The sequence below is a fragment of the Paenimyroides marinum genome (assembly GCF_900108395.1).
Classification (GTDB): Bacteria; Bacteroidota; Bacteroidia; order Flavobacteriales; family Flavobacteriaceae; genus Flavobacterium; species Flavobacterium marinum.
The window spans coordinates 14,807-36,122 of sequence record NZ_FNXE01000018.1 but is presented as its reverse complement, the minus strand read 5'-3'; the positions used below and the strand labels follow the sequence as shown (position 1 = coordinate 36,122).

The window sequence follows — 21,316 nt, the reverse complement described above, 5'->3', positions numbered from 1 at the left end:
AATTATTCTGCATAAAGTTCAAGACTCGACATTGCCTTTTCCGGAGTGATGAATTTGTAAGATATTTTGTCGTTTTCTTTAACCAATCGCAAACCGTCTAAAAGAATTTTGTCTTCTTTTTTCAATCCGGATGCAATAACATAAATATGCGGAATTTCAGCCGCGATTTTTACTTCGCGTGCTTTAACAGTATTGTCTTTTGTTACAACGAAGACATATTTTTTATCTAAAACCTCGTAGGTTGCTTTTTGCGGAATAAGCACCGCATTTTTTAACGGAGTGGTAATAACAACGTTTCCGGTTTCGCCAAAACGCAACAATCCTTTAGGATTAGGGAACGTGGCACGGTACGCAATGTTTCCGGTTTCGTTATCAAAATCTGCCTCAATGGTTTCCACTACCCCTTTATTTTCAAACATTTTGCCATTTGCCATTTTAAGATCAACCTGCAATAAACTATCTTTTGATTTGTTGCTCATTTGATCTAAATATTCTGCTTCGGGCACATTAAAATAAACCCACATTTTGCTGTTGTCTGATAATTCAGTAAGCAAATCTCCTTCATCAATTAAACTACCCAAACGCACGTGGAAACGATCAATAATTCCATCAAAAGGAGCTCTGATTTCGGTAAACTGTAAATGGGTATTCATTGCTGCCAATTCGGCTTTCGCCTTGTCGTATTTCGCTTTAGCCATAGCAAGCTCGGTAGATGCTACTACATTATTATCAAAAAGTTGTTTGGCGTTTTTGTATTCAATTTCGGCATAATTCACCTCTGCTTTTGCACGGTTTACATCTGCTTCATAAAGATTCGGCATAATTTTGAACAACAATTGTCCTTTTTTAACAAATTGCCCCTCATCAACAAATATTTTTTGCAAATATCCTTTTTCTTGTGCCCGAAGTTCAATGTGATTTATAGACCGTATCTGTGCTACATAATCTTCTAAAATCACGGTATCTTTTACTACCGGGCTTGTAACTGAAAGGGTAACTTTTTCGTTTTTTTCTTCTTTATTAGACTGGCAACCTATATGTAAAAAAGCTACAGTTAAGCTTAAAAACATAAGACTTTTCTTTATCATATTAATTATTTTAATGATTATTGAATTTAAATAAGGCATACGCTTTTCAGCATTCAATCCTTTAGAATGAATGTATGCGTAAAATCAAAAAAATCATTAAAAATCACAGCCTGATCACTCTGAATTTCAGGTACAGTGCATTGTTTAGTGAAGAGTAAAATTGTGAAAATTCAGAAAGAATCAACGCACTTTTTCTGCTGTGAAAATCAGCTACCGCAGAAGAAATAAAACGCGGTAAATCATTATACTTTAAAAGAGGTTCAATTTCCTGAAATTTAAGCGTTGTAGTGATTTCAAATTCGCTTTCAGAAATGTTCCCTTTTAAATGATCTACAAAAGTGTAATTAACAGAATCTTTATGAAAAAATTCGTTAGTTTCTCTGGTAAAATTGTTTTGTTCTAAAGGGTTTTGTACAGAATGAAGGTCCAAAGCGTTTAACTGCGTACTTTTCGAGCCTAATGGTACTGCATACGACTGGTTTGAAAAATGCCCTAGTACTACGATAAGTAGGGCAGTTAACAAGAAATAATATTTCTGGAATTGATTTTTCATTCTGCGCGTAAAATTATTTAAAAGAATAAAAACGCAAACGGTGATTCATCCTAAATAAAAGTTAAATTAACAAGTAATTCTTTTAAACTTCTACAAACACCATTACTCAATATGTTGTTCGTTCAGCCATTTTGTATATTTTTCACGGTTTTTGGCGTGTTCTTCTAAAGTCGATGCAAATTCGTGGTATCCTAAACGTTCTACGCTTGCACAAAAATAAACATAATCGTGTTTTTCGGCATTTAGTACTGCATCAATAGAACTTTCATCGGGCATAGCTATTAAACCTTCGGGAATTCCTTTGTATCTATATGTATTAAAGGGATGATCTAATGCCAAATCTTTTAAATAAACCCGTTTAATGATCTGATCAAAATCATTGGTCAATGCTTTTTTGGAATAGACAACTGTGGGATCTGCCTGGAGCAACATATCTCGTTTTAATCTGTTTAAATAAGCCCCGGCTACCTTTGGACGTTCATCTACTTTAGCTGTTTCTTTTTGCACAATTGCTGCCAATGACGACACCTGAACGGGTGTTAATCCCAAAGCTTTTGCTTTTTCCTGACGTTCTGCGTTCCAAAAACGAACGTATTCTTTCTGTAAAATATTTCTGATTTTTAAAGGAGTGGTGTTCCAATAAACTTCATAAGTGTTGGGCATACACATTGCCAAGACACTGCTCTTGGTCATTCCCATTTCTTTCAGAAATTCAGGTTCGGTAAATGTTTGATATAAATCGGCAATTTCGGGTTCAACTTGTGAAGCAATACGCTGTAACAATTTTTCTAAAGTTTCCTGATTGTTAAACGTTAAACGCACCGGCACATTGTAACGCAAATGTCTTACAATACGGTAATTGTTGTCACCGTTTTCTATAAGATACCTTCCGGGTGCTATGGTTCCTGCCTGACCTAATTTTGAAAAAAGACTTTCTAAAGACTCATAATTTTCTACATATTTTTTTAACGAATCCTGGATTTGAGCCTGAGTAGCATCTGTAGGAATGTGAACATACACGCTTGCCTGCGTAAAATTAGTATTTGGCGTAAAAGCTTTTCTGTACAGTGAATAGGCGAAACCCAAAGCAATTAAAATGCCGATTATTGCCGTGTAACTTATAAATTTATTAACTTTCATTAGGATTTATTAACTGATAAAGTGCTTCATCAACATAAGTGGAACCTGTTCTGTTCCATTGTTTTTTTACACCGATTAACTGGAAGCCAAATTTAGAAAAAAGCTTGATACTTGCTTCATTTGTTACAGCAACATTAACATATATTTGATGAAGGTTTAAGATCGTAAAACAATAATTCAATAGTAATTTTACCGCTTCGGTGCCTGTGCCTTTGTTTCTTTCTAAATGATTTTTTATGACGATTCCCAAGCCGGCACGGTTGTTTTTCGGGTCAAAATCAAATAAATCGATTAATCCGTATAAACGATGGGTATCATTTTCAACAATTGCCAAACGCAGTTGTTTTGCTTCATAAATATCCTGATGGCTGTTTTCTAAATAATTCTTCAACAACCACTTGGAATAAGGTGCTTGCGTATGACTGATTTCCCACAAGCTTTCGTCATTTTCAATTTCATATAAAAATGATAAATCTTCAGGTTCTAATGCACGCAAATAAATATGGTTTCCTTTTAAATTCATTCTTTTACAGAAATTTCTCCTTTAAAAACCTGTTTAGCCGCTCCGTTAAGCATCACATTAAAATATTTTTCCTGATTCTGGTCAAAGGTAATTTGCAAATCACCGCCTTCTACCTGAACAGCGATTTTATTTGAAGTGGTTATTCCTAAAACATTCATTGCAACGGCAACGGCTGTAGCACCCGTTCCGCAAGACAATGTTTCATCTTCCACGCCGCGTTCATACGTGCGGATTTTAAAACGTTCACTATTCAATTGTTCCACAAAATTGACATTGGTTCCGCCGGGAGCATATAAATCACTGTAACGAATTTGTTTTCCGTGGGTAAAAACATCAAAATTTTCTACGTTATTTACTACTGCTACATGGTGAGGCGATCCGGTAAACAAAAACGTAAAATCATCATTTATTTTAATTGATTTTTTATCCACATCAATCATTTGTAATGCAATGGTGGCGTTTTCATTTACTGTGGCATTATGCAACCCGTCAATTGCATTAAACGTGGTTTGCTTATCTATGATGCCTAAATCGTGTGCAAAAGCAACGATACATCTGCCGCCATTGCCACACATGGTACTTTCGTTGCCATCGGCATTGTAATACACCATTTTAAAATCGGCAGAGGAATCATTTTCTAATAAAATCAACCCGTCGCCACCAATACCAAATCTGCGGTCACACAAAAAATTGATTAACTGCACGTTTTCTTTAGGAAAAAATCCGGTTCTGTTGTCAATCATTACAAAATCGTTGCCGGTTCCCTGATATTTAAAAAAAGTTAACTTTTCCATGGTACAAAGATACAATTATTAAAGCTTCGTTAAGATGTGTTAACAGGCGTTAAACCACTTTTAAGCAATTTTCATTTATCATAACTTTATTGTTAAATAAACAAACATTACATAAAACTATGAAAAATATTGGAACTATTTTGGCAACATCGTTGTTAAGTGGTGTTGTAACGTTGGGATCTTACAAATTATTTTTTGAAGATACTGCTTTTTTAAAAACCACTACGAACCTTACTACAAGTGCTCCTTTAAGAAATATAAGCAATACCGCTTTTGAAACTCCTGATTTTAAGACAGCCGCCGAAAAATCAATTCACACGGTGGTTCACGTTAAAAATGTATCCTTTCGCAATACGCCCAGAAATCCTATTATGGAATATTTTTACGGATACCAGGGCGGACAAACGTATGCACAAGTGGGAACCGGTTCGGGAGTAATTATTTCTGAAGACGGATATATTGTAACCAATAACCACGTGATTCAGAATGCCAGTGAATTGGAAATTACATTGAACGACAACCGTACCTTTAAAGCAAAACTGATTGGAACCGATTCTAAAATGGACATTGCTTTATTAAAAATTAATACCAACGAAAAACTGCCTTTTGCCACTTTTGCCGATTCTGATGCCATCAATGTAGGCGATTGGGTGTTAGCTGTAGGAAATCCGTATAACCTGACATCTACCGTTACTGCCGGCATTGTATCAGCCAAAGCAAGAAATTTATCTGAAAACGGCATTCAGTCATTTATTCAAACCGATGCTGCCGTGAATCCGGGAAACTCTGGCGGTGCCTTGGTTAACAGCAATGGTGATTTAATTGGCATCAATACCATGATTTCGTCTGCCACGGGATCGTATGTGGGTTATTCGTTTGCCATTCCGTCTAATATGACTCGCAAAATTGTGAACGATTTAATGGAATACGGCAAAGTACAGCAAGGTATTTTAGGCGTTCAGGGATTTGAAATCAACAGTCAGGTGGCAGCAGAAAACAAACTGAATTTTAAACACGGTTTTTATGTAGAAAATGTAACCAAAAATTCGGGAGCAGAAATTGCCGGTATTAAAAAAGGCGACATTATATATAAGGTAGATGACCGAACCATTAATTCGTTCCTTGATTTAAACAGCATTATTGCCACTAAACGTCCCAATGATAAAGTAAAAGTAATTTTAAAACGCAACAACCAAGAAAAAGAACTAATGGTTACGTTGTCTAAAAAAGAACTGGCACAGATTCAGTTTAACGGATTTGAAATTGAAAATCTTTCTTCATCTGAACAAAAAGCATTAGGAATTGATTACGGTGTAAAAATAAACAGCATATCCAATAAACGCTTTAAAGCTTATGAAAACGAACTGAAAAATGCTGTTGTTTTAGCAATTAACGGCAACAAAATAAAAAATACAGAAATGGCAAATGAAGTGCTTTCTCACTTAAACGACCAACAGCTTCGCATAGATTTAATCACACCGCGAGGCGAACGGTTACGACTAATTTTATAAACTATTTAAAAAGTAGATTTTTGATTGAAAATCTACTTTTTTTATTATATGTACTTCTATATCATAAAATTTAATATTTTTGTACAACTTTTTAAATACAACACAATTTACACCACAAATGGAAAATAATTTATACGAAAAGGAATTGGCTTTCCAGGCAGACAGAAGAAAAGCTTGCGTAGAGTTTATTAAAATCGTTAACGATTTATGGTATGACAAATCAATTGAATTGGTTTTCTTTAGAAATCAGTTAATTGATCGTACAGTAAGCGATATTATCAACTTGCACGAATACGCAGTTAAGTTTGTTGAAAAACCAATAAATGTTTTCGACACTGTAGAAATTGCACGTGCCATTCAAACAGCAGATTTACCGCCTGCACGTATTGATATTGGTAAATTAACTTATGAATTCCATTTGGAGGACAACAAATACAACGATTCGTTATCATTTGTTGTTGACAAATTAAAGAATGCTAAAGACAATCAGGCAATTCAGCCAAAAGATGTTGTTTTATACGGTTTTGGACGTATTGGTCGTTTATTGGCACGCGAATTAATGGCTAAAATTGGCAAAGGTCAACAATTGCGTTTAAAAGCCATTGTTACCCGTGATAAGAACGATGAATTATCATTAGAAAAACGTGCTTCATTATTGCGTTTGGATTCTATTCACGGAGATTTTGAAGGTTCTGTGGGTGTTGATGTTGAAAATGAATCATTAATCATCAACGGAACTCCTGTTCGTATGATTTCTGCTGCACAACCAGAAGATATCGATTACACACAATACGGAATCAACGACGCATTAATTATTGACAACACCGGTGTTTTTAAAGACGAAGCCGCTTTGTCTCGTCATTTAAAATCAAAAGGAGCAAGCAAAGTATTGTTAACAGCTCCGGGTAAAGGTGTTCCAAATATCGTTTACGGTGTAAATCACGAAAATTACAATATCGACGAAACACCCATTTGGTCTGCTGCTTCTTGTACAACAAATGCAATTACTCCGGTTTTAGCTGCTTTAGAAGAAACTTTAGGTGTGGTAAAAGGACATTTAGAAACAATACACGCTTATACAAACGATCAAAATTTGGTTGATAACATGCACAAAAAATACCGTCGTGGTAGAGCAGCTGCATTAAACATGGTAATTACCGAAACAGGTGCTGGTTCTGCAGTTGCAAAAGCGTTGCCAAGTTTAGCAGGAAAGTTAACCTCAAACGCCATTCGTGTACCGGTTCCAAACGGTTCATTAGTAGTGTTAAACTTAGAAGTTGGCAAACAAACTTCGGTAGAAGATTTAAACAAAATCATGAAAAAATACGCTTTAGAAGGCGAATTGGTAGAGCAGATTAAATACTCATTAAACAACGAATTGGTTTCTTCGGACATCGTTGGTACATCTGCTCCTGCGATTTACGATTCTAATGCTACAATTGTTTCTGCCGATGGTAAAAATGTTGTTTTATACATCTGGTACGATAACGAATATGGTTACAGCCACCAGGTAATTCGTTTGGCAAAACACATTGCCAAAGTTCGCAGATACGTTTATTATTAATAGACAAACCTAAATATTTAAAAGCCAGCTTTTCACAGTTGGCTTTTTTAGTTTATCTTAGCATAAAACTAAAAAAATGGCTCGTACACCATCAAATATGTTAGCATTAGGAACAATAGCTCCAGATTTTTATTTACCCGATACCAACAGTAGTGAATGGAAATCACTTAACGATGTAAAAGGAAATCACGGAACAGTAGTTTTGTTTATCTGTAATCATTGTCCGTTTGTTTTACACGTTATTGAAGAGATCGTTCGCATCGCTAATGATTATCGGGTGCAAGGCATTGGCTTTGTGGCCGTATCAAGCAATGATGCGATCGCTTATCCTGACGATGCCCCTGATAAAATGACCGAATTTGCTTACCAGAATAAATTCAGTTTTCCTTACCTGTACGATGAAACCCAGGAAATGGCAAAAAATTACAATGCAGCCTGTACGCCCGATTTTTATCTTTTTGACGCACAAAACAAATTGGTCTATCGCGGACAATTAGACGATTCGCGTCCACAAAACGGAATATCCATCAGCGGAAGCGACCTTAGAAATGCCATAGATTCTTTATTGTACAAACGTTCGATAAATCCAATACAGAAACCAAGCATAGGTTGTAATATTAAATGGAAAAATAGCCTTTAATAATTAAAATGTTTATTACCTTTGCGAACACTATTTTTCTTTTTCTGATAAAAAAGAGAGCTGTTTTTTTAATAAAGCATAATTATACAATATTAAAACCCTTTATTAATCAAATAGTCATAAAGAAAAATAGATGTTTGATAAAAACATTAACCAACAACAATTTTTGTATTTAAAAAATCATGTTACACCAAAAATTTTTAAATCGTTTTGTAATTAGACAAGTTATTTGGGCATTTATAATTACTTATTTAATTGTAGCATTATATTTAGTTTTCTTTAAAAGCTGGAGTTTCTTAACACTCATTGTTCCGGTAATCTTATTTTATCTGGCATTTAAAGATGCTTTTCAAACAAAACACACCATTCGTAAAAACTATCCGATAATTGGTCGTTTACGATATATGTTGGAAGAAATCCGTCCGGAATTACGCCAGTATTTCTGGGAAGGCGAATTAGACGGAAAACCGTTTAACCGTCGTGAACGCTCTATTGTTTACCAACGTGCAAAAAACGAAAAACAAACCGTATCATTTGGTATGCAAGACGACCCTAACCGTATTGGTTATGAATGGGCGTCGCATTCCGTTTATCCCAAGATTATTTCCGACTTTAATTTCCGTACCTCAATAGGTAACGAACAATGTTCGCAACCATACAGTGCAAGTATTTACAATATCAGTGCAATGAGTTATGGTGCATTGAGCAAAAAAGCGATTATTTCTTTAAACAAAGGAGCTAAATTAGGCGGATTTGCCCATAATACAGGCGAAGGTGGAATTTCACCTTATCACAGATCGGGCGGTGATTTAATTTGGCAGATTGGTACAGGGTATTTTGGCTGTCGGGATGAACACGGTTTTTTTAACGATACCTTATTTGCCGAAAGATCTCAATATCCGGAAGTAAAGATGATCGAATTAAAATTATCACAAGGAGCAAAACCAGGACACGGAGGATTATTACCTGCTGAGAAAAACACGTTAGAGGTTTCGCAAATTCGTAACGTTAAACCTTTTACCACGGTTCATTCACCATCATCTCATTCTGCTTTCAGCAATGCTACAGAATTAGCTCATTTCATTGGTAAACTACGTAAATTAAGCGGTGGAAAACCCGTTGGTTTTAAAATCTGTATTGGTAGAAAAGATGAATTTATCGACATTATAAAAGCCATCAGCGAAACAAAAATTTATCCCGATTTCATAACCATTGACGGTGCTGAAGGAGGAACAGGAGCCGCACCTTTAGAATTCATCGATTATATGGGTATGGCGTTATCTGATGCTTTGGTATTTGCCAACAAAACATTAAAACAGTTTGGTGTTCGTCAACATATCAAAATATTAGCGTCGGGTAAAGTAATTTCAGCTTTCGATTTGGCAAAAAATATGGCATTGGGTGCCGATGCTTGTTACAGTGCACGCGGAATGATGTTTGCATTGGGTTGCATCCAGGCGTTACAATGCGACAGCGGACACTGTCCGGTAGGTATTGCAACACAAGATCCTTTGTTATACGAAGGTATGGATATTACCGATAAATCGGTTCGTGTGGCAACGTTCCATAAAAATACCATGAAAGCTTTTGGTGAATTTATCGGAGCCTGCGGTTTCTCTAAACCAAACGAAGTAAGTCCGGCAGTTTTCCACAAACGAATAGAACACGGCAAAAATATGTCGTTTGCAGAAATGTACTTTAGAGATGTTCCTGCAACTTAAAACAATAAAAAGGAAAATTCTATAGAACTTTCCTTTTTTTATTTCATTTATATTTTGTGTAATCCCGCTTAAAATAAATTCGTTTTACAATCATTCAAAATCACTATATTTGTCATTTGGTTTTGTAGTTAAAAATAACAAAAACAAATCTGTAATTAAAGACAAGTAAATTTAATGATCATAACAGGAACAATAGACCAAGTATCTCCGCGATTTTATTACAAAGAAGGCAAAAAAATTAATTATTTTGAGCTACTGGTTTCATATAATTTTTACAAAGGCATAAACCAAATACTACTTTTGGCAAAAGATTTTGACAAGCGCGATTTAAACAATAAAGAACAATTATTTGTCTTTGATTTTGATGCGGCTACAAAATTTATAAATAATAAATTAACCACCGATTTCTATCTGCACTCTTACAAAAAACTCCCTAAAAGTGAAGACAATCCCTTAATTGTCGTCCGTACTTATTTTGAAAAGGATAAGTTTGAAGTTTTACAAAAGCAAATTGTAAAAGGTAGAACAAAGGTTTTTGCCAGATTTACACCGATAAACAAAAGAGAAAATGATTTGTACTGTTACTTTTGGGAAGATAATCACTTTTTGGTAGATATAAACAAAGTTTCTAAAATACAGCTAAACTGTCGCAGCCTGCCTTATAAAGATAAATATATCAGCAACATTGAAGTTTGGCGAACTATGGAAAACGATAATTTTTTAGGAAGTATTATATAACAAAAGAGGTTGTCCGAAAAGTGTCATTTTGAGCGAAACGGAATGAAGTCGAAAAATCTAAAGTACTGATTATATGAGATTCCTCCTTCGTTGGAATGACAACTATACTTAATTGTTTGACTTTTCGGACACCTTCTTTTTGTTTTATTCCGTATCTAACAAAATATTTAAAATAGTAATGGCAGCATCGGCAATTTTAGTTCCAGGACCAAAAACGGCAACTGCTCCGGCATCAAATAAATATTGGTAATCTTGTGTGGGAATTACCCCGCCCACAATCACCATGATATCTTCACGACCGTATTTTTTTAATTCTTCAATCACTTGCGGAACCAGTGTTTTGTGTCCGGCAGCTAAAGAAGATACACCCAATATGTGAACATCATTTTCAACAGCTTGCTTGGCGGCTTCAGCAGGTGTCTGGAACAAAGGTCCCATATCTACATCAAAACCTACATCTGCATAACCGGTAGCAACTACTTTTGCTCCGCGGTCGTGCCCGTCCTGCCCCATCTTTGCGATCATAATACGAGGTCGGCGACCTTCTAATTTAGCAAATTCATCTGCTAATTGCTTCGCTTTTGCAAAGTTATCGTCTGATTTTATTTCTTTATTGTACACACCGCTAATGGTTTTAATTTGTGCTTTATATCTACCAAAAACTTCTTCTAACGCATCAGAGATTTCTCCTAACGTCGCACGATTTTCTGCTGCTTCAACTGCCAGTTCCAATAAGTTGCCCTGACCTGTTTTTGCAGATTCGGTCAATTTTGCTAAACACTCTTTTACTTTATCGTTGTTGCGGGTTGCTTTAATCGAATTTAATCGTTCAATTTGTTGTTGGCGAACCACCTGGTTATCTACTTCAAGAATTTGTAAAGGATCTTCTTTCTCTAAACGGTATTTGTTTACGCCTACAATCGTATCTTGTTCCGAATCAATACGAGCTTGCTTCCGGGCTGCCGCTTCTTCGATACGCATTTTCGGAATTCCGGCTTCAATAGCTTTGGTCATTCCGCCATAAGATTCTACTTCTTCAATCAGTTTCCACGCTTTTTCTGCAATTTCTGCCGTTAAACTTTCAACATAATAACTTCCGGCCCACGGATCAACGGTTTTAGTAATTTTGGTTTCTTCCTGCAAGAAAATCTGTGTATTACGAGCAATACGAGCCGAGAAATCTGTAGGTAAAGCAATAGCTTCATCCAAAGCATTCGTATGTAACGATTGAGTTCCACCAAACGCCGCGGCGGCCGCTTCAATAGCTGTTCGGGCTACGTTATTAAACGGATCTTGCTCGGTTAAACTCCACCCCGAAGTTTGACAGTGGGTACGCAATGCCAATGATTTTTCTGATTGTGGATTGAATTGCTTTAACAACTTTGCCCAAATCATTCTACCGGCACGCATTTTGGCAATTTCCATAAAGTGATTCATACCAATTGCCCAGAAAAAGGACAAACGTGGTGCAAATTCATCGATTTTCATTCCGGCTGCTAACCCTGTGCGAACATATTCCAGTCCATCAGCAATGGTGTAAGCCAATTCAATATCTGCCGTTGCTCCCGCTTCTTGCATGTGGTAACCCGAAATAGAAATCGAGTTGAATTTCGGCATTCTTTTACTTGTATATTCAAAAATATCGGCAATGATTTTCATTGAAGGAGTTGGTGGATAAATATAAGTATTACGTACCATAAATTCCTTTAAAATATCATTTTGAATGGTTCCTGAAAGTAATTTCTCATCCACGCCTTGTTCTTTTGCCACTACGATATAAAACGCCATAATTGGTAATACCGCTCCGTTCATGGTCATGGAAACCGACATTTGGTCCAACGGAATTTGATCAAAAAGGATTTTCATATCCTCAACCGAATCAATGGCAACTCCTGCTTTTCCAACATCTCCCACCACTCGATCGTGATCCGAATCGTAACCGCGGTGCGTTGCCAAATCAAATGCTACGGAAAGTCCTTTTTGTCCGGCAGCTAAATTTCTGCGGTAAAACGCATTGCTTTCTTCTGCAGTTGAAAATCCTGCATACTGACGAATCGTCCACGGACGACGCACGTACATCGTTGCATAAGGCCCGCGTAAATTAGGTGCAAAACCTGCGGCAAAGCCAATTTGTTCCAAACCTTCTAAATCCGCTTCGGAATAGGTCGGCTTTAGTTCGATGCCTTCGGCGGTTTCAAACGTGTTTATTCCGTTTTCAATTACTTTTTTCTGAGAAGGTAATTGTATATTTTGAATATCTTTTCTCATGATTTATGCATTTTTTTCAGCTTCTAACCGTTCTTGCTCTAATTTTTCAGCCAAGCGTTTTTCTATGATTGGAGTAATCAGGGTTTTTCTTGGATTTTGTTTTACAAACGGATACAATTCCAAATCGTGTTTCATTTGATCTTGCGGATTGGGATATTTGTTGGTTCCCAGTAAGATTTCCTTGCCTTGGTCAAACAATTGTTGTTCTTTTTGGGCACTTTCTGAAATTTTTCGCTGAATAGTTCCATCAATTAACTGAGAAATTAATCCGCCGTTTTTTTCAATATCTTTAAACAATTCCAAACCTTTTTCAGCCAATTGCCGGGTTAAATTTTCAATATAATACGCACCGTCCGCCGGATTGTTTACTTTGTCGAAATAACTTTCTTCTTTTAGCATTAATAACTGATTGCGTGAAATACGCTCGCCAAATTCGTTGGTTTTGTGAAAGACAGCATCATAAGCCAGGTTTTCAACCGCATCGGCTCCGCCTAAGATCGCACTCATACATTCGGTCGTGGTTCGCAACATATTCACGTTGTAATCGTAAATGGTTTTATTTCTGCGGGTGGGTTTTGCCAGAATGTGAAACGTAATAGTTGAAGAATAAGCTTCTGCTAACGCATTTAAAGACAAACGCAAGGCACGAAGCTTGGCTATTTCAAAAAAATAATTTCCACCTACAGCGACTTCGACTGTGATGTTTTTACCAAAATTTTCAACGCGGTTTAAATATTCATTGGTATGCGCCAATGTGTAAGCAATTTGCTGTACCATATTGGCACCGGCATTTTGGTAAGTTGTTGCATTAACTGTTAACCAATTGATATGATCAGAATTTTTGTTGATTTGATTCAAAATTTCAAAGTCAGAATTTCCGTCTTTAAAGAAATTTCCATCGAAACCTAATTGATGAATGGGATCAATTAACACAAAAACTTCAAAAGAAAGTCTGGCTGCTTCTGTATTGATTTTCGTTACCGCATTGGCATCTAAAAACAATAATTGCAAATAAACTGCTTTAGGATTTTTAAGATTGTTCAATAAGGACAGCACATCAATTTCTGCGTTTGGAACAATAAAACGAATGCTTTCTGCACCGCGATTCAGCACTTCATTGGCTTTAGTTGCAGATTTTTCGGCATTGTTTACATAAATATCCTGAACAACCGAAAAATTCGTATTATTTGTTGATACGGCTGTGCGAACAGTATCCTCATCGTTATGATAAAAAGGCTTAACTTTTATTCCTTCTAAACTTTCCCAAACCAAGGTATCATTATAATCGGCACCTTTTAATTCGTACTGAATCAAATTTTTCCATTGTTTGGATGTTACTTTTTCAAAATCGTTAAATAACATACGTATATATTGTTAGTTAGTTTTGTCTGTTTGATATTCTTTGTCGCTGTCAATAATATATATGTCTTCGTTTTCACGTTTCATATAATATTTTTCGCGGGCATATTTTTCAACTTCTTCTTTACGATATAATTTTTGAATGTTTTTATCGTCGCTGTTGATTTCGCCCTGATAATAATCGCGGTTATCTTCTAATTTCTTTATTTCTTTATCAATGGTTCTGTGATCAAAATAGGCATAGGTATCAAAAAACAACAACCAAAGAATAAAAAATAAGGTTGCTAAAATGAATCGGTTAGTGATCCATTTTAAAAAAGGATATTTTATTAATAAATCCGCGATTTTTTGTTTCATTTTAGTCGTTTATTTTTTTATTGATAACCGTTCGTACGATGTCGATTGCCACCGTATTGTATTTATCGTTTGGAATGATGATATCTGCGTATGCTTTTGATGGTTCGATAAACTGTTCATGCATAGGTTTCAGTGTAGTTTGATATCTGTTCAATACTTCGTTCATATCACGACCTCTGTCTGCAATATCGCGTTTTAACCTGCGAATTAAACGTTCGTCTGAATCGGCATGGACAAAAATTTTAATATCAAACAATTCTCTTAATTCAGGATTGGTTAAAATTAAAATTCCTTCTACAATCATTACTTTTCGTGGATGCGTGATTATATAATCATCTGTCCTGTTGTGATGTACAAACGAATAAACCGGCTGATTGATGCTTTTTCCTTGCTTTAATCCTTTTAAATGGTTACAAAGTAAATCGAAATCAATGGCTCTTGGATGATCAAAATTTATCAGTGCCCGTTCGTCCATCGACAGATGATCGTTTGTTTTGTAATACGAATCTTGTGAAATTATACCCACTTCTGTTTCTGGCAATTCGTTCATAATCTGGTGAACCACAGTTGTTTTACCACTTCCTGTTCCGCCTGCTATACCAATTATAAGCATTTTTAAATGTTTTTACAAATGTACTTAATTATTGTAAATACTTTAGATTGTCATAAAATTACTTAAATTAGGAATTCTGTGAAAAATATCTACATTTTTTTCTACACAAATGAGCAGAAAAGCCATTTTTTAGGTGTATTATCGGTGTGGTATGCCATTTGCTTTATTATTATTGAATAATTATGAAAAAGAAATTGTTAGTGGTGAGAAGGTGCTTTTTAGCACACTCCTGCTAACAAATTTAAAAACAACATTAATTTGAATTAAGATAGTAGTTTTTGAATGTTTTTAGTTAAGTGTATGATTTTTGTGAAGACAAATTTCATGAATGAAAAGGGAGGTTTTTACTTCCCTTTTTTGTTTTAATTATCAACTGAAATTGATTAAAAAAAAAGCCGGAAACTATTGCCGGCTTTTAATATTCTTGTTCTATTTACTGTTTTCTAAAGGTGATTCTCATCATCTTTCCAGTCTTTTAATTCTTGTTCGATATCTTCTTTTGTTCTTCCTGTTTTTTCCTGAATTTTTCCAATATATTCATCCAGTTTTCCTTCGGCAAAAGCTTTATCATCATCGAACCATTCGCCATATTTTTGTTTAACGGCTCCTTTGATTCTGTTCCATTTTCCTTCTAATTCTAATCTGTCCATAGCAATAAAGTTTAAAAATTAAGATTATAAATGTAACCTATTTTTATTTAAAACCCTGTTAATTAACTTATAAAATAAAAAAAACGACCCGAAGGTCGTTCTTAAAAACAGAGAAAATTAGTTTATTTTTTATCGCTGAATTCATCAACAAAATTCTCGTTTTCTTCATAATCGGCAGTCATTAACTCTATGTAGTTTGTTTTTTCGCCTTTTCTGAATCGGCGTCCAATTCCATCAAAAATAGAATAAACAACAGGTACTATAATTAATGTTAAAAATAACGATGAAATCAAACCACCAATAATTACAATTGCCAAACCACGGTTTATGTCGGCTCCGTCACCTTGAGCTAAAGCAATAGGCAACATGCCTATTACCATGGCAATAGTAGTCATTAAGATGGGTCTGAAACGTGCATGGTTCGCCGCAACCAATGCATCATACGTGCTAAAGCCCAATTCTTTTTTATGGTTGGCAAAATCTACCAACATGATGGCATTCTTAGCTACCAGACCAATTAACATAATGATACCTAAAATGGTAAAGATGTTTAATGTTTCGTTTGTAAGTGCAAGGAACAATAACGCACCAATGAACGATAACGGAATTGAGAACAAGATGATGAATGGTTTAGAAAAACTGTCGTACAGAAGAACCATTACTGAATATACCAATAACACAGCTGCCATTAATGCTATACCTAATGTTCCGAAACCTTCGTCTTGATTTTCTTTGTTTCCGCCCCATTTAAAGGCAACGCCCGGTTTTAATTCTAATTTAGAAAATTCTGCTTCCCATTCTGTTGCAAGATCTCCTTCTGATTTACCTACAACCTGTGCCTGAACAGAAACTGATGGCGATTTATCTCTACGTTCTAATAATGTTGGTCCTGAACCGTAAGTAATATCGGCAAATTGTTCTAACATGATTGATTGTCCTTCTGAATTGATGAATTTCAATGTTTTCACGTCGTCAATCGTTCCACGACCAATTTCATCGTAACGAATATTGATGTCGTATTCTGTATCGCCTGCACGGTATTTTGTATCTGTATTACCAGAGAAAGCAGTTTGCATGGTAAGACCCACGGTGGCAACATTTAAACCTAAAGCGTTCATTTTGTCGCGGTCTAATTTTACTACTACTTCAGGATTTCCGTCTTCAGAAGTTAACTTCACTTCACTTGCTCCCGGTATTTTTTCTAATAAATCTGCCGCTTTGCGTGCGTATTCCAAAGCATCTTCTTGAGATGATGCGATCACGGTTAAGTTTATAGGGGCTTGTTCGGCTCCCATAATACCCATTTGAACGGTTTTTACTTTTGCACCTACCAAGTAACTTTCCATTTCGCGTTTTAATTTTGCCGCATATACTTTGGTAGGTTCTGTGTTTTTGTGACCGTCTTTTAAATAAATCTGAATTTCAGATTTGTATTTTGTACCCGAAGTTGTCATCATACCATCAGAAGCTTGCCCCACTGTGGTAATCATTTTTTCGATTTCAAGCTTTTTAGCAAGATAAGCCTCGGCTTTCTGTGTTAGCAGGTTGGTTTGTTCAATAGAAGCATCTTTGTTTAATTCAAACTGAATTAAGAATTCTTCTTTATCACTATCCGGGAAGAATCCACCACCAATATATCCGCCGCCAACTAACCCTATTGAAGCAAAAAACAATACTAATGTAAGCAATAAGGTAATAATCTTGTTTTTACGGTTTTTTAGCGACCATTTTAAAATATCCGAAATTCCGTTGGTTAGTTTAGACAATCCTGCCTCAAAACCAAATAATATTTTTCCAAAGAAAGAATGCTTACTTATGTGTGATAATTTTCCGAAACGGGAATATAACCAGGGTACCACCGTAAACGAAACCAATAACGACAATAATGTAGAAACAATTACGGTAACACAGAACTGACGTAAAATATCGGACACTAACCCTGTTGATAGTGCAATTGGTAAGAATACTACAACAATTACTGTAGTAATTGCCGTTACGGTAAATCCAATTTCTTTGGCACCATCAAACGCAGCACGTACTTTGTTTTTCCCCATTTCCATATGACGGTGAATGTTTTCGATTACCACAATGGCATCATCCACCAAAATACCTACTACTAACGATAATCCCAGTAACGACATTAAGTTTAAGGTGTAACCAAAAAGTTTTAACCCTATAAACGTAGCTACTAACGATAACGGAATGGCAATGGTTGCAATAGCCGCATCGCGTAAACTGTGTAAGAAAAACAACATAATGAAAGCTACCAGGGCAACTGCAATGGCTAAATCGAGCATTACGTGATCTGCTGCACTAATGGTATAATCAGTAGAATCGGATGCAACAGAAACTTCTACTTTTTGTTCTTGATAATCTTTTTGAACAACTTCAATGGTTTCTTTAACCAGGTTTGACACTTCTACCGCATTGGCATCAGATTGTTTGTACACCTGCATTAAGATCGTGTTTGTTTGATCGATACGGGCAATTTTTTCAATATCTTTAATACCATCCTGTACATCGGCAATATCGCTTAAACGAATCATTGTTCCGGACGGAGTGGTAATTGGCAAATTACGCATTTGTTCTAACGAAGTAAATTTACCCGATAAACGAATGGTTGTCTGACTATCTCTTGTTTTGATATTCCCGGTTGGGAAATCCATATTTGAAGCAGCTAAAATCTGTTGAACCTGACTGATGGTTAAGCCATAACCGGCAAGTTTTTCCGGATTAACACTCACTTGAATTTCACGTTCTTCGCCACCAACTAAATCTACTTTAGCCACACCATTGATACGTGCAAAAACCGGCTGAATTTTTTGATCTAACAAATCATACAGCTCTTTTTCTGTTAAAGATGAGGTAACCGAAAGGTTCATGATCGCCACATCGTCTAACGAGAATTTACTTAACGAAGGAGTTTCGGCATCATCGGGCAGATCGTTGATTACGGCGTTGATTTTCCGTTGGGCATCGGTGAGCAAAAAGTTCACATCGGCACCGGTATTCAATGTAATCATTACCACCGAAACGCTTTCCATGGATTTTGATTCGATTTTCTTCACGTTTTCTAACGATGAAACGGCATCTTCAATTACTTTGGTTACCGAAGTTTCCACCTCTGACGGGGCAGCTCCCGGATAAACCGTTTGCACTGTAATTACGTTCACATCGAATTTAGGGATTAACTCATATCCCATACTAAAATACGATGCGATACCTCCTAATATTAATATCGAAAAGAGTACGATAATAACACTGGGTCTTTTTATTGATATTTCAGATATTTTCATTGATTTATATTTGTGCTTTAGGCGATAGGTTTTATTTATAACCTAAATGTTTATTTTTATTTTATATTCAATGTTTACAGCATAAGGATTACTTATTGCTTTTATTTAATAATTTGAACAGCTGTTCCGTCGGTTAAATTGATTTGTCCTGATATGATTACCTGCGTACCTTTTTCAATTCCGGAAACTACTTCGATTGATTCTCCGAATGTTCTTCCTGAGACCACTTTCGTCAACACGGCTTTTCCGTCTTTATAAACAAACACTTGATTAGAGCTTACGCTTCCCACAAATGCTGTGCGCGGTATAATTAATACGTTGGCTGTTTGGCTGTTTCCAAAATAGGCATTACCGTACATTCCGGCTTTTAAATCGTTTGCCGAATTGTTTTGAATTTCCATTTCTACCGGGAAATTTAAGCTGGCATCTGCTTTTGGAGCAATAAACGATATTTTACCTGTAAATTCTTTTTCGCCAATTACCGGAGATTCCACTTTAATAGATTGACCTAATTTTAAGCTTCCCACGTTTTTCTCATCAACATTTACTTTTAATTTTAAAGTAGAAACGTTAACCACTTCAAACAATTCCATTCCCGGATTTACGTAAGATCCCGGTTCAATATTCTTTTTATTTATAATTCCTGAAAACGATGCTTTAATGTTAACATCGCCCGCGGTAAGTTGTGCACTTTGCAGGTTGTTTTTGGCATTTTCTAATTGTAGCTTCATTTGGTCTAACTGTTGTTTTGTTACACCGCCTGTAGCATAAGCGCTTTCAAAGCGAGTCACTTCGGCTTTTGCGTTGTTGTAAACTGCTTGTGCATTGCTTACATTTACATTTTGCTTGTCGGCTTTAATAACCGCTAACGTTTGCCCTGCACTTACATGTGATCCTTCTGAAACTAAAACACGAGAGACCAATCCGGCTGTTTCTGCTGAAATTTTCACTTCTTGTTTAGGCATAAAAGTTCCGTTAGCAATGTATTCGCCGTTTACTTCTTTAAAATCGGCTGTTTCAACACGTACGGTAACCGCACTGTTTTTTTCGGCAACAACAGCGGTTTGTGCTTCATTGGTTGCCTTATTTTTATTTAGCACATACATTATTCCGGCTAATGCTGCAATAATAACTATTCCTGTTATGATGACTTTTTTCATTTTTTTATGCAATTAGTTTATTCTTGTGTTAATGATTTTAATTCTCCTTTAGCTTTAATTAATTGTACTTCGGCTACTTTGTAATCTAATAAAGCATTGGTGTGATTGTTTTGTGCATCGGCATAAGATGTTTCTGCGTCTAATAAATCGGTTAATGTTGCCAGACCTACTTTATAATTGTTTTCTACATTGTCTAATACTTCTTTGGCTAAATTCACATTCTCGTTTTGCGTGTTGAGGCTAATTAAAGAATTATTTAGCTGTGTTATCGCATTTTTTAATGACATATCTAACGCTAAGCGAGTATCGCGTTTATCAACTTCTAATTTTTCAATATCAACCTGTGCTTGTCTTACTTTTGCACGAATTGATCCACCATTAAAAATAGGAATGGATAAATTTAAACCTATAGCTGAGGTTCCTGACCAATATACCCCATCGGCAGGTTTGGCAAACCAGGGAAATGTATCACCAAAACCATTATAGCCAAAATTTGCGTTCATGCTTAAACTTGGATAACCTTGAGCCATCGTTGCTTTTTTGTTTAAGGCTAATAGCTCACTTTGTTTGTCCAACACCTTAATTTCAGTTCTGTTTTCAATGTTTGTAGATTCATCAACTAAAGCATGTTTAGTAACTTCAAACGTATTTTCCGGCATTTTGATATCTTGATTCATATCCATGCCAATTAAATACTTTAAAGCATTTTCTTGTAATTGTAAGGCATTTACCAATTGCTGACGATTGCTTTTCAGGTTGTTTAAAGTAACGTTGGTTCTGTCTAAATCTATTTTTTTAGCCAAACCGTTGTCAAATAAACTTTGAATAACATCGCGAACGCGTGTGGTGTTATCAATGGTTTTGTCAATGGTTTTTAATTGAGATTCGGTTTTATATACTTCATAATAGCTGTTTGCAACTTTTTCAATAACCTGCTCTTCTGTTAACTGTGCGTTTATCTTATAAAATTCTCTTGTGGTCTTTGCTGCTTTTAACCCTGTGAAAACGGCTTGGTTAAATAATTGTTGGTTTAACGATAGTGTAGCGTTTGACTGCCAAGGTGTCCCCATTTGAATTACCTGTACCTGATCGCCCATTACCAAAGCCATTTGTGGGATAATAGCATTATACGTTAAACCACCATTTGCACTAATTTGTGGTAATGCATTGGCACGAACTTCATCGATTTGGTATTCGCTGTTTTCTACCTCTAAGCGGGCTTTTACGGCTTCGGCTTTATTTTGCAAAGCGTAATTAACCGCATCTTTAAGCGTTAATTGCTCTTGTGCCTGGGCAAAGAATCCTAAAAACGCTAATAAAATTGAAATTCTATATTTCATT

The 21,316-nt window shown here is 35.8% G+C and carries 18 protein-coding genes; 5 read left to right on the top strand and 13 right to left on the bottom strand.

Translation table 11 applies throughout. The features are described 5' to 3' along the window. Window positions 1-2: 2 nt before the first annotated feature. The 5 genes from BLW20_RS07395 to dapF all read right to left on the bottom strand — a co-directional run bounded on the left by BLW20_RS07395 (window position 3) and on the right by dapF (window position 4,098). Window positions 3-1,085 carry an efflux RND transporter periplasmic adaptor subunit gene (locus tag BLW20_RS07395; protein ID WP_397334301.1) on the bottom strand — a complete coding sequence of 361 codons (1,083 nt, stop codon included), beginning with the start codon at window positions 1,083-1,085 and terminating at the stop codon, window positions 3-5. Between the two features lie 106 nt (window positions 1,086-1,191). After that, complete coding sequence (locus tag BLW20_RS07390) at window positions 1,192-1,641, bottom strand: hypothetical protein (RefSeq protein WP_091098359.1); 450 nt, start codon at window positions 1,639-1,641, stop codon at window positions 1,192-1,194. A gap of 102 nt (window positions 1,642-1,743) precedes the next feature. Next, a complete protein-coding gene (mltG, locus tag BLW20_RS07385) occupies window positions 1,744-2,781 on the bottom strand; it encodes an endolytic transglycosylase MltG (RefSeq protein WP_091098354.1) in 1,038 nt (345 codons plus the stop codon). After that, window positions 2,771-3,304, bottom strand: coding sequence for a GNAT family N-acetyltransferase (locus BLW20_RS07380; protein ID WP_091098350.1), 534 nt, complete (start codon window positions 3,302-3,304; stop codon window positions 2,771-2,773). The genes mltG and BLW20_RS07380 overlap by 11 nt, the downstream gene beginning before the upstream one ends. Then, window positions 3,301-4,098 carry a diaminopimelate epimerase gene (gene dapF, locus BLW20_RS07375; protein WP_091098346.1) on the bottom strand — a complete coding sequence of 266 codons (798 nt, stop codon included), beginning with the start codon at window positions 4,096-4,098 and terminating at the stop codon, window positions 3,301-3,303. Before dapF ends, BLW20_RS07380 begins: the two co-directional genes overlap by 4 nt. A gap of 119 nt (window positions 4,099-4,217) precedes the next feature. On the opposite strand from dapF, the gene BLW20_RS07370 reads away from it, so the two are divergent. The 5 genes from BLW20_RS07370 to BLW20_RS07350 all read left to right on the top strand — a co-directional run bounded on the left by BLW20_RS07370 (window position 4,218) and on the right by BLW20_RS07350 (window position 10,272). After that, complete coding sequence (locus tag BLW20_RS07370) at window positions 4,218-5,609, top strand: trypsin-like peptidase domain-containing protein (protein WP_091098341.1); 1,392 nt, start codon at window positions 4,218-4,220, stop codon at window positions 5,607-5,609. 118 nt (window positions 5,610-5,727) lie between these two features. Continuing rightward, on the top strand, window positions 5,728-7,173 hold the full coding sequence (locus tag BLW20_RS07365; RefSeq protein WP_091098337.1) for a glyceraldehyde-3-phosphate dehydrogenase: 1,446 nt from the start codon (window positions 5,728-5,730) through the stop codon (window positions 7,171-7,173). 76 nt (window positions 7,174-7,249) lie between these two features. Further along, window positions 7,250-7,813: a thioredoxin family protein gene (locus tag BLW20_RS07360; RefSeq protein WP_091098334.1), complete on the top strand. Its 564-nt coding sequence runs from the start codon at window positions 7,250-7,252 to the stop codon at window positions 7,811-7,813. Window positions 7,814-7,995: 182 nt separating this feature from the next. Continuing rightward, window positions 7,996-9,534, top strand: a complete 1,539-nt coding sequence (locus tag BLW20_RS07355) for an FMN-binding glutamate synthase family protein (RefSeq protein ID WP_091098330.1) — start codon at window positions 7,996-7,998, stop codon at window positions 9,532-9,534. Between the two features lie 174 nt (window positions 9,535-9,708). Beyond that, on the top strand, window positions 9,709-10,272 hold the full coding sequence (locus BLW20_RS07350) for a hypothetical protein (protein WP_091098327.1): 564 nt from the start codon (window positions 9,709-9,711) through the stop codon (window positions 10,270-10,272). A gap of 144 nt (window positions 10,273-10,416) precedes the next feature. Here the strand turns inward: BLW20_RS07350 and scpA are convergent, their stop codons facing one another. The 8 genes from scpA to BLW20_RS07310 form a co-directional block, all read right to left on the bottom strand. After that, window positions 10,417-12,543 carry a methylmalonyl-CoA mutase gene (scpA, locus tag BLW20_RS07345; protein ID WP_177165052.1) on the bottom strand — a complete coding sequence of 709 codons (2,127 nt, stop codon included), beginning with the start codon at window positions 12,541-12,543 and terminating at the stop codon, window positions 10,417-10,419. After that, window positions 12,544-13,902, bottom strand: a complete 1,359-nt coding sequence (locus BLW20_RS07340) for a methylmalonyl-CoA mutase subunit beta (RefSeq protein ID WP_091098320.1) — start codon at window positions 13,900-13,902, stop codon at window positions 12,544-12,546. Window positions 13,903-13,914: 12 nt separating this feature from the next. Continuing rightward, window positions 13,915-14,256, bottom strand: a complete 342-nt coding sequence (locus BLW20_RS07335; protein WP_091098315.1) for an FtsB family cell division protein — start codon at window positions 14,254-14,256, stop codon at window positions 13,915-13,917. A 1-nt stretch (window position 14,257) separates the two neighbouring features. Further along, the gene (gene udk / locus BLW20_RS07330; RefSeq protein ID WP_091098311.1) at window positions 14,258-14,869 is read right to left on the bottom strand and encodes a uridine kinase; all 612 of its coding nucleotides are present in this window, start codon (window positions 14,867-14,869) and stop codon (window positions 14,258-14,260) included. A 443-nt stretch (window positions 14,870-15,312) separates the two neighbouring features. Further along, entirely contained in the window at window positions 15,313-15,519 is a 207-nt protein-coding gene (locus tag BLW20_RS07325; protein WP_091098308.1) for a CsbD family protein, read from the bottom strand. Between the two features lie 122 nt (window positions 15,520-15,641). Continuing rightward, window positions 15,642-18,815, bottom strand: a complete 3,174-nt coding sequence (locus BLW20_RS07320) for an efflux RND transporter permease subunit (RefSeq protein WP_091098304.1) — start codon at window positions 18,813-18,815, stop codon at window positions 15,642-15,644. A 101-nt stretch (window positions 18,816-18,916) separates the two neighbouring features. Next, the gene (locus tag BLW20_RS07315) at window positions 18,917-19,975 is read right to left on the bottom strand and encodes an efflux RND transporter periplasmic adaptor subunit (RefSeq protein WP_091098301.1); all 1,059 of its coding nucleotides are present in this window, start codon (window positions 19,973-19,975) and stop codon (window positions 18,917-18,919) included. Between the two features lie 17 nt (window positions 19,976-19,992). Further along, the gene (locus tag BLW20_RS07310; protein ID WP_091098299.1) at window positions 19,993-21,315 is read right to left on the bottom strand and encodes a TolC family protein; all 1,323 of its coding nucleotides are present in this window, start codon (window positions 21,313-21,315) and stop codon (window positions 19,993-19,995) included. Window position 21,316 lies beyond the last annotated feature (1 nt).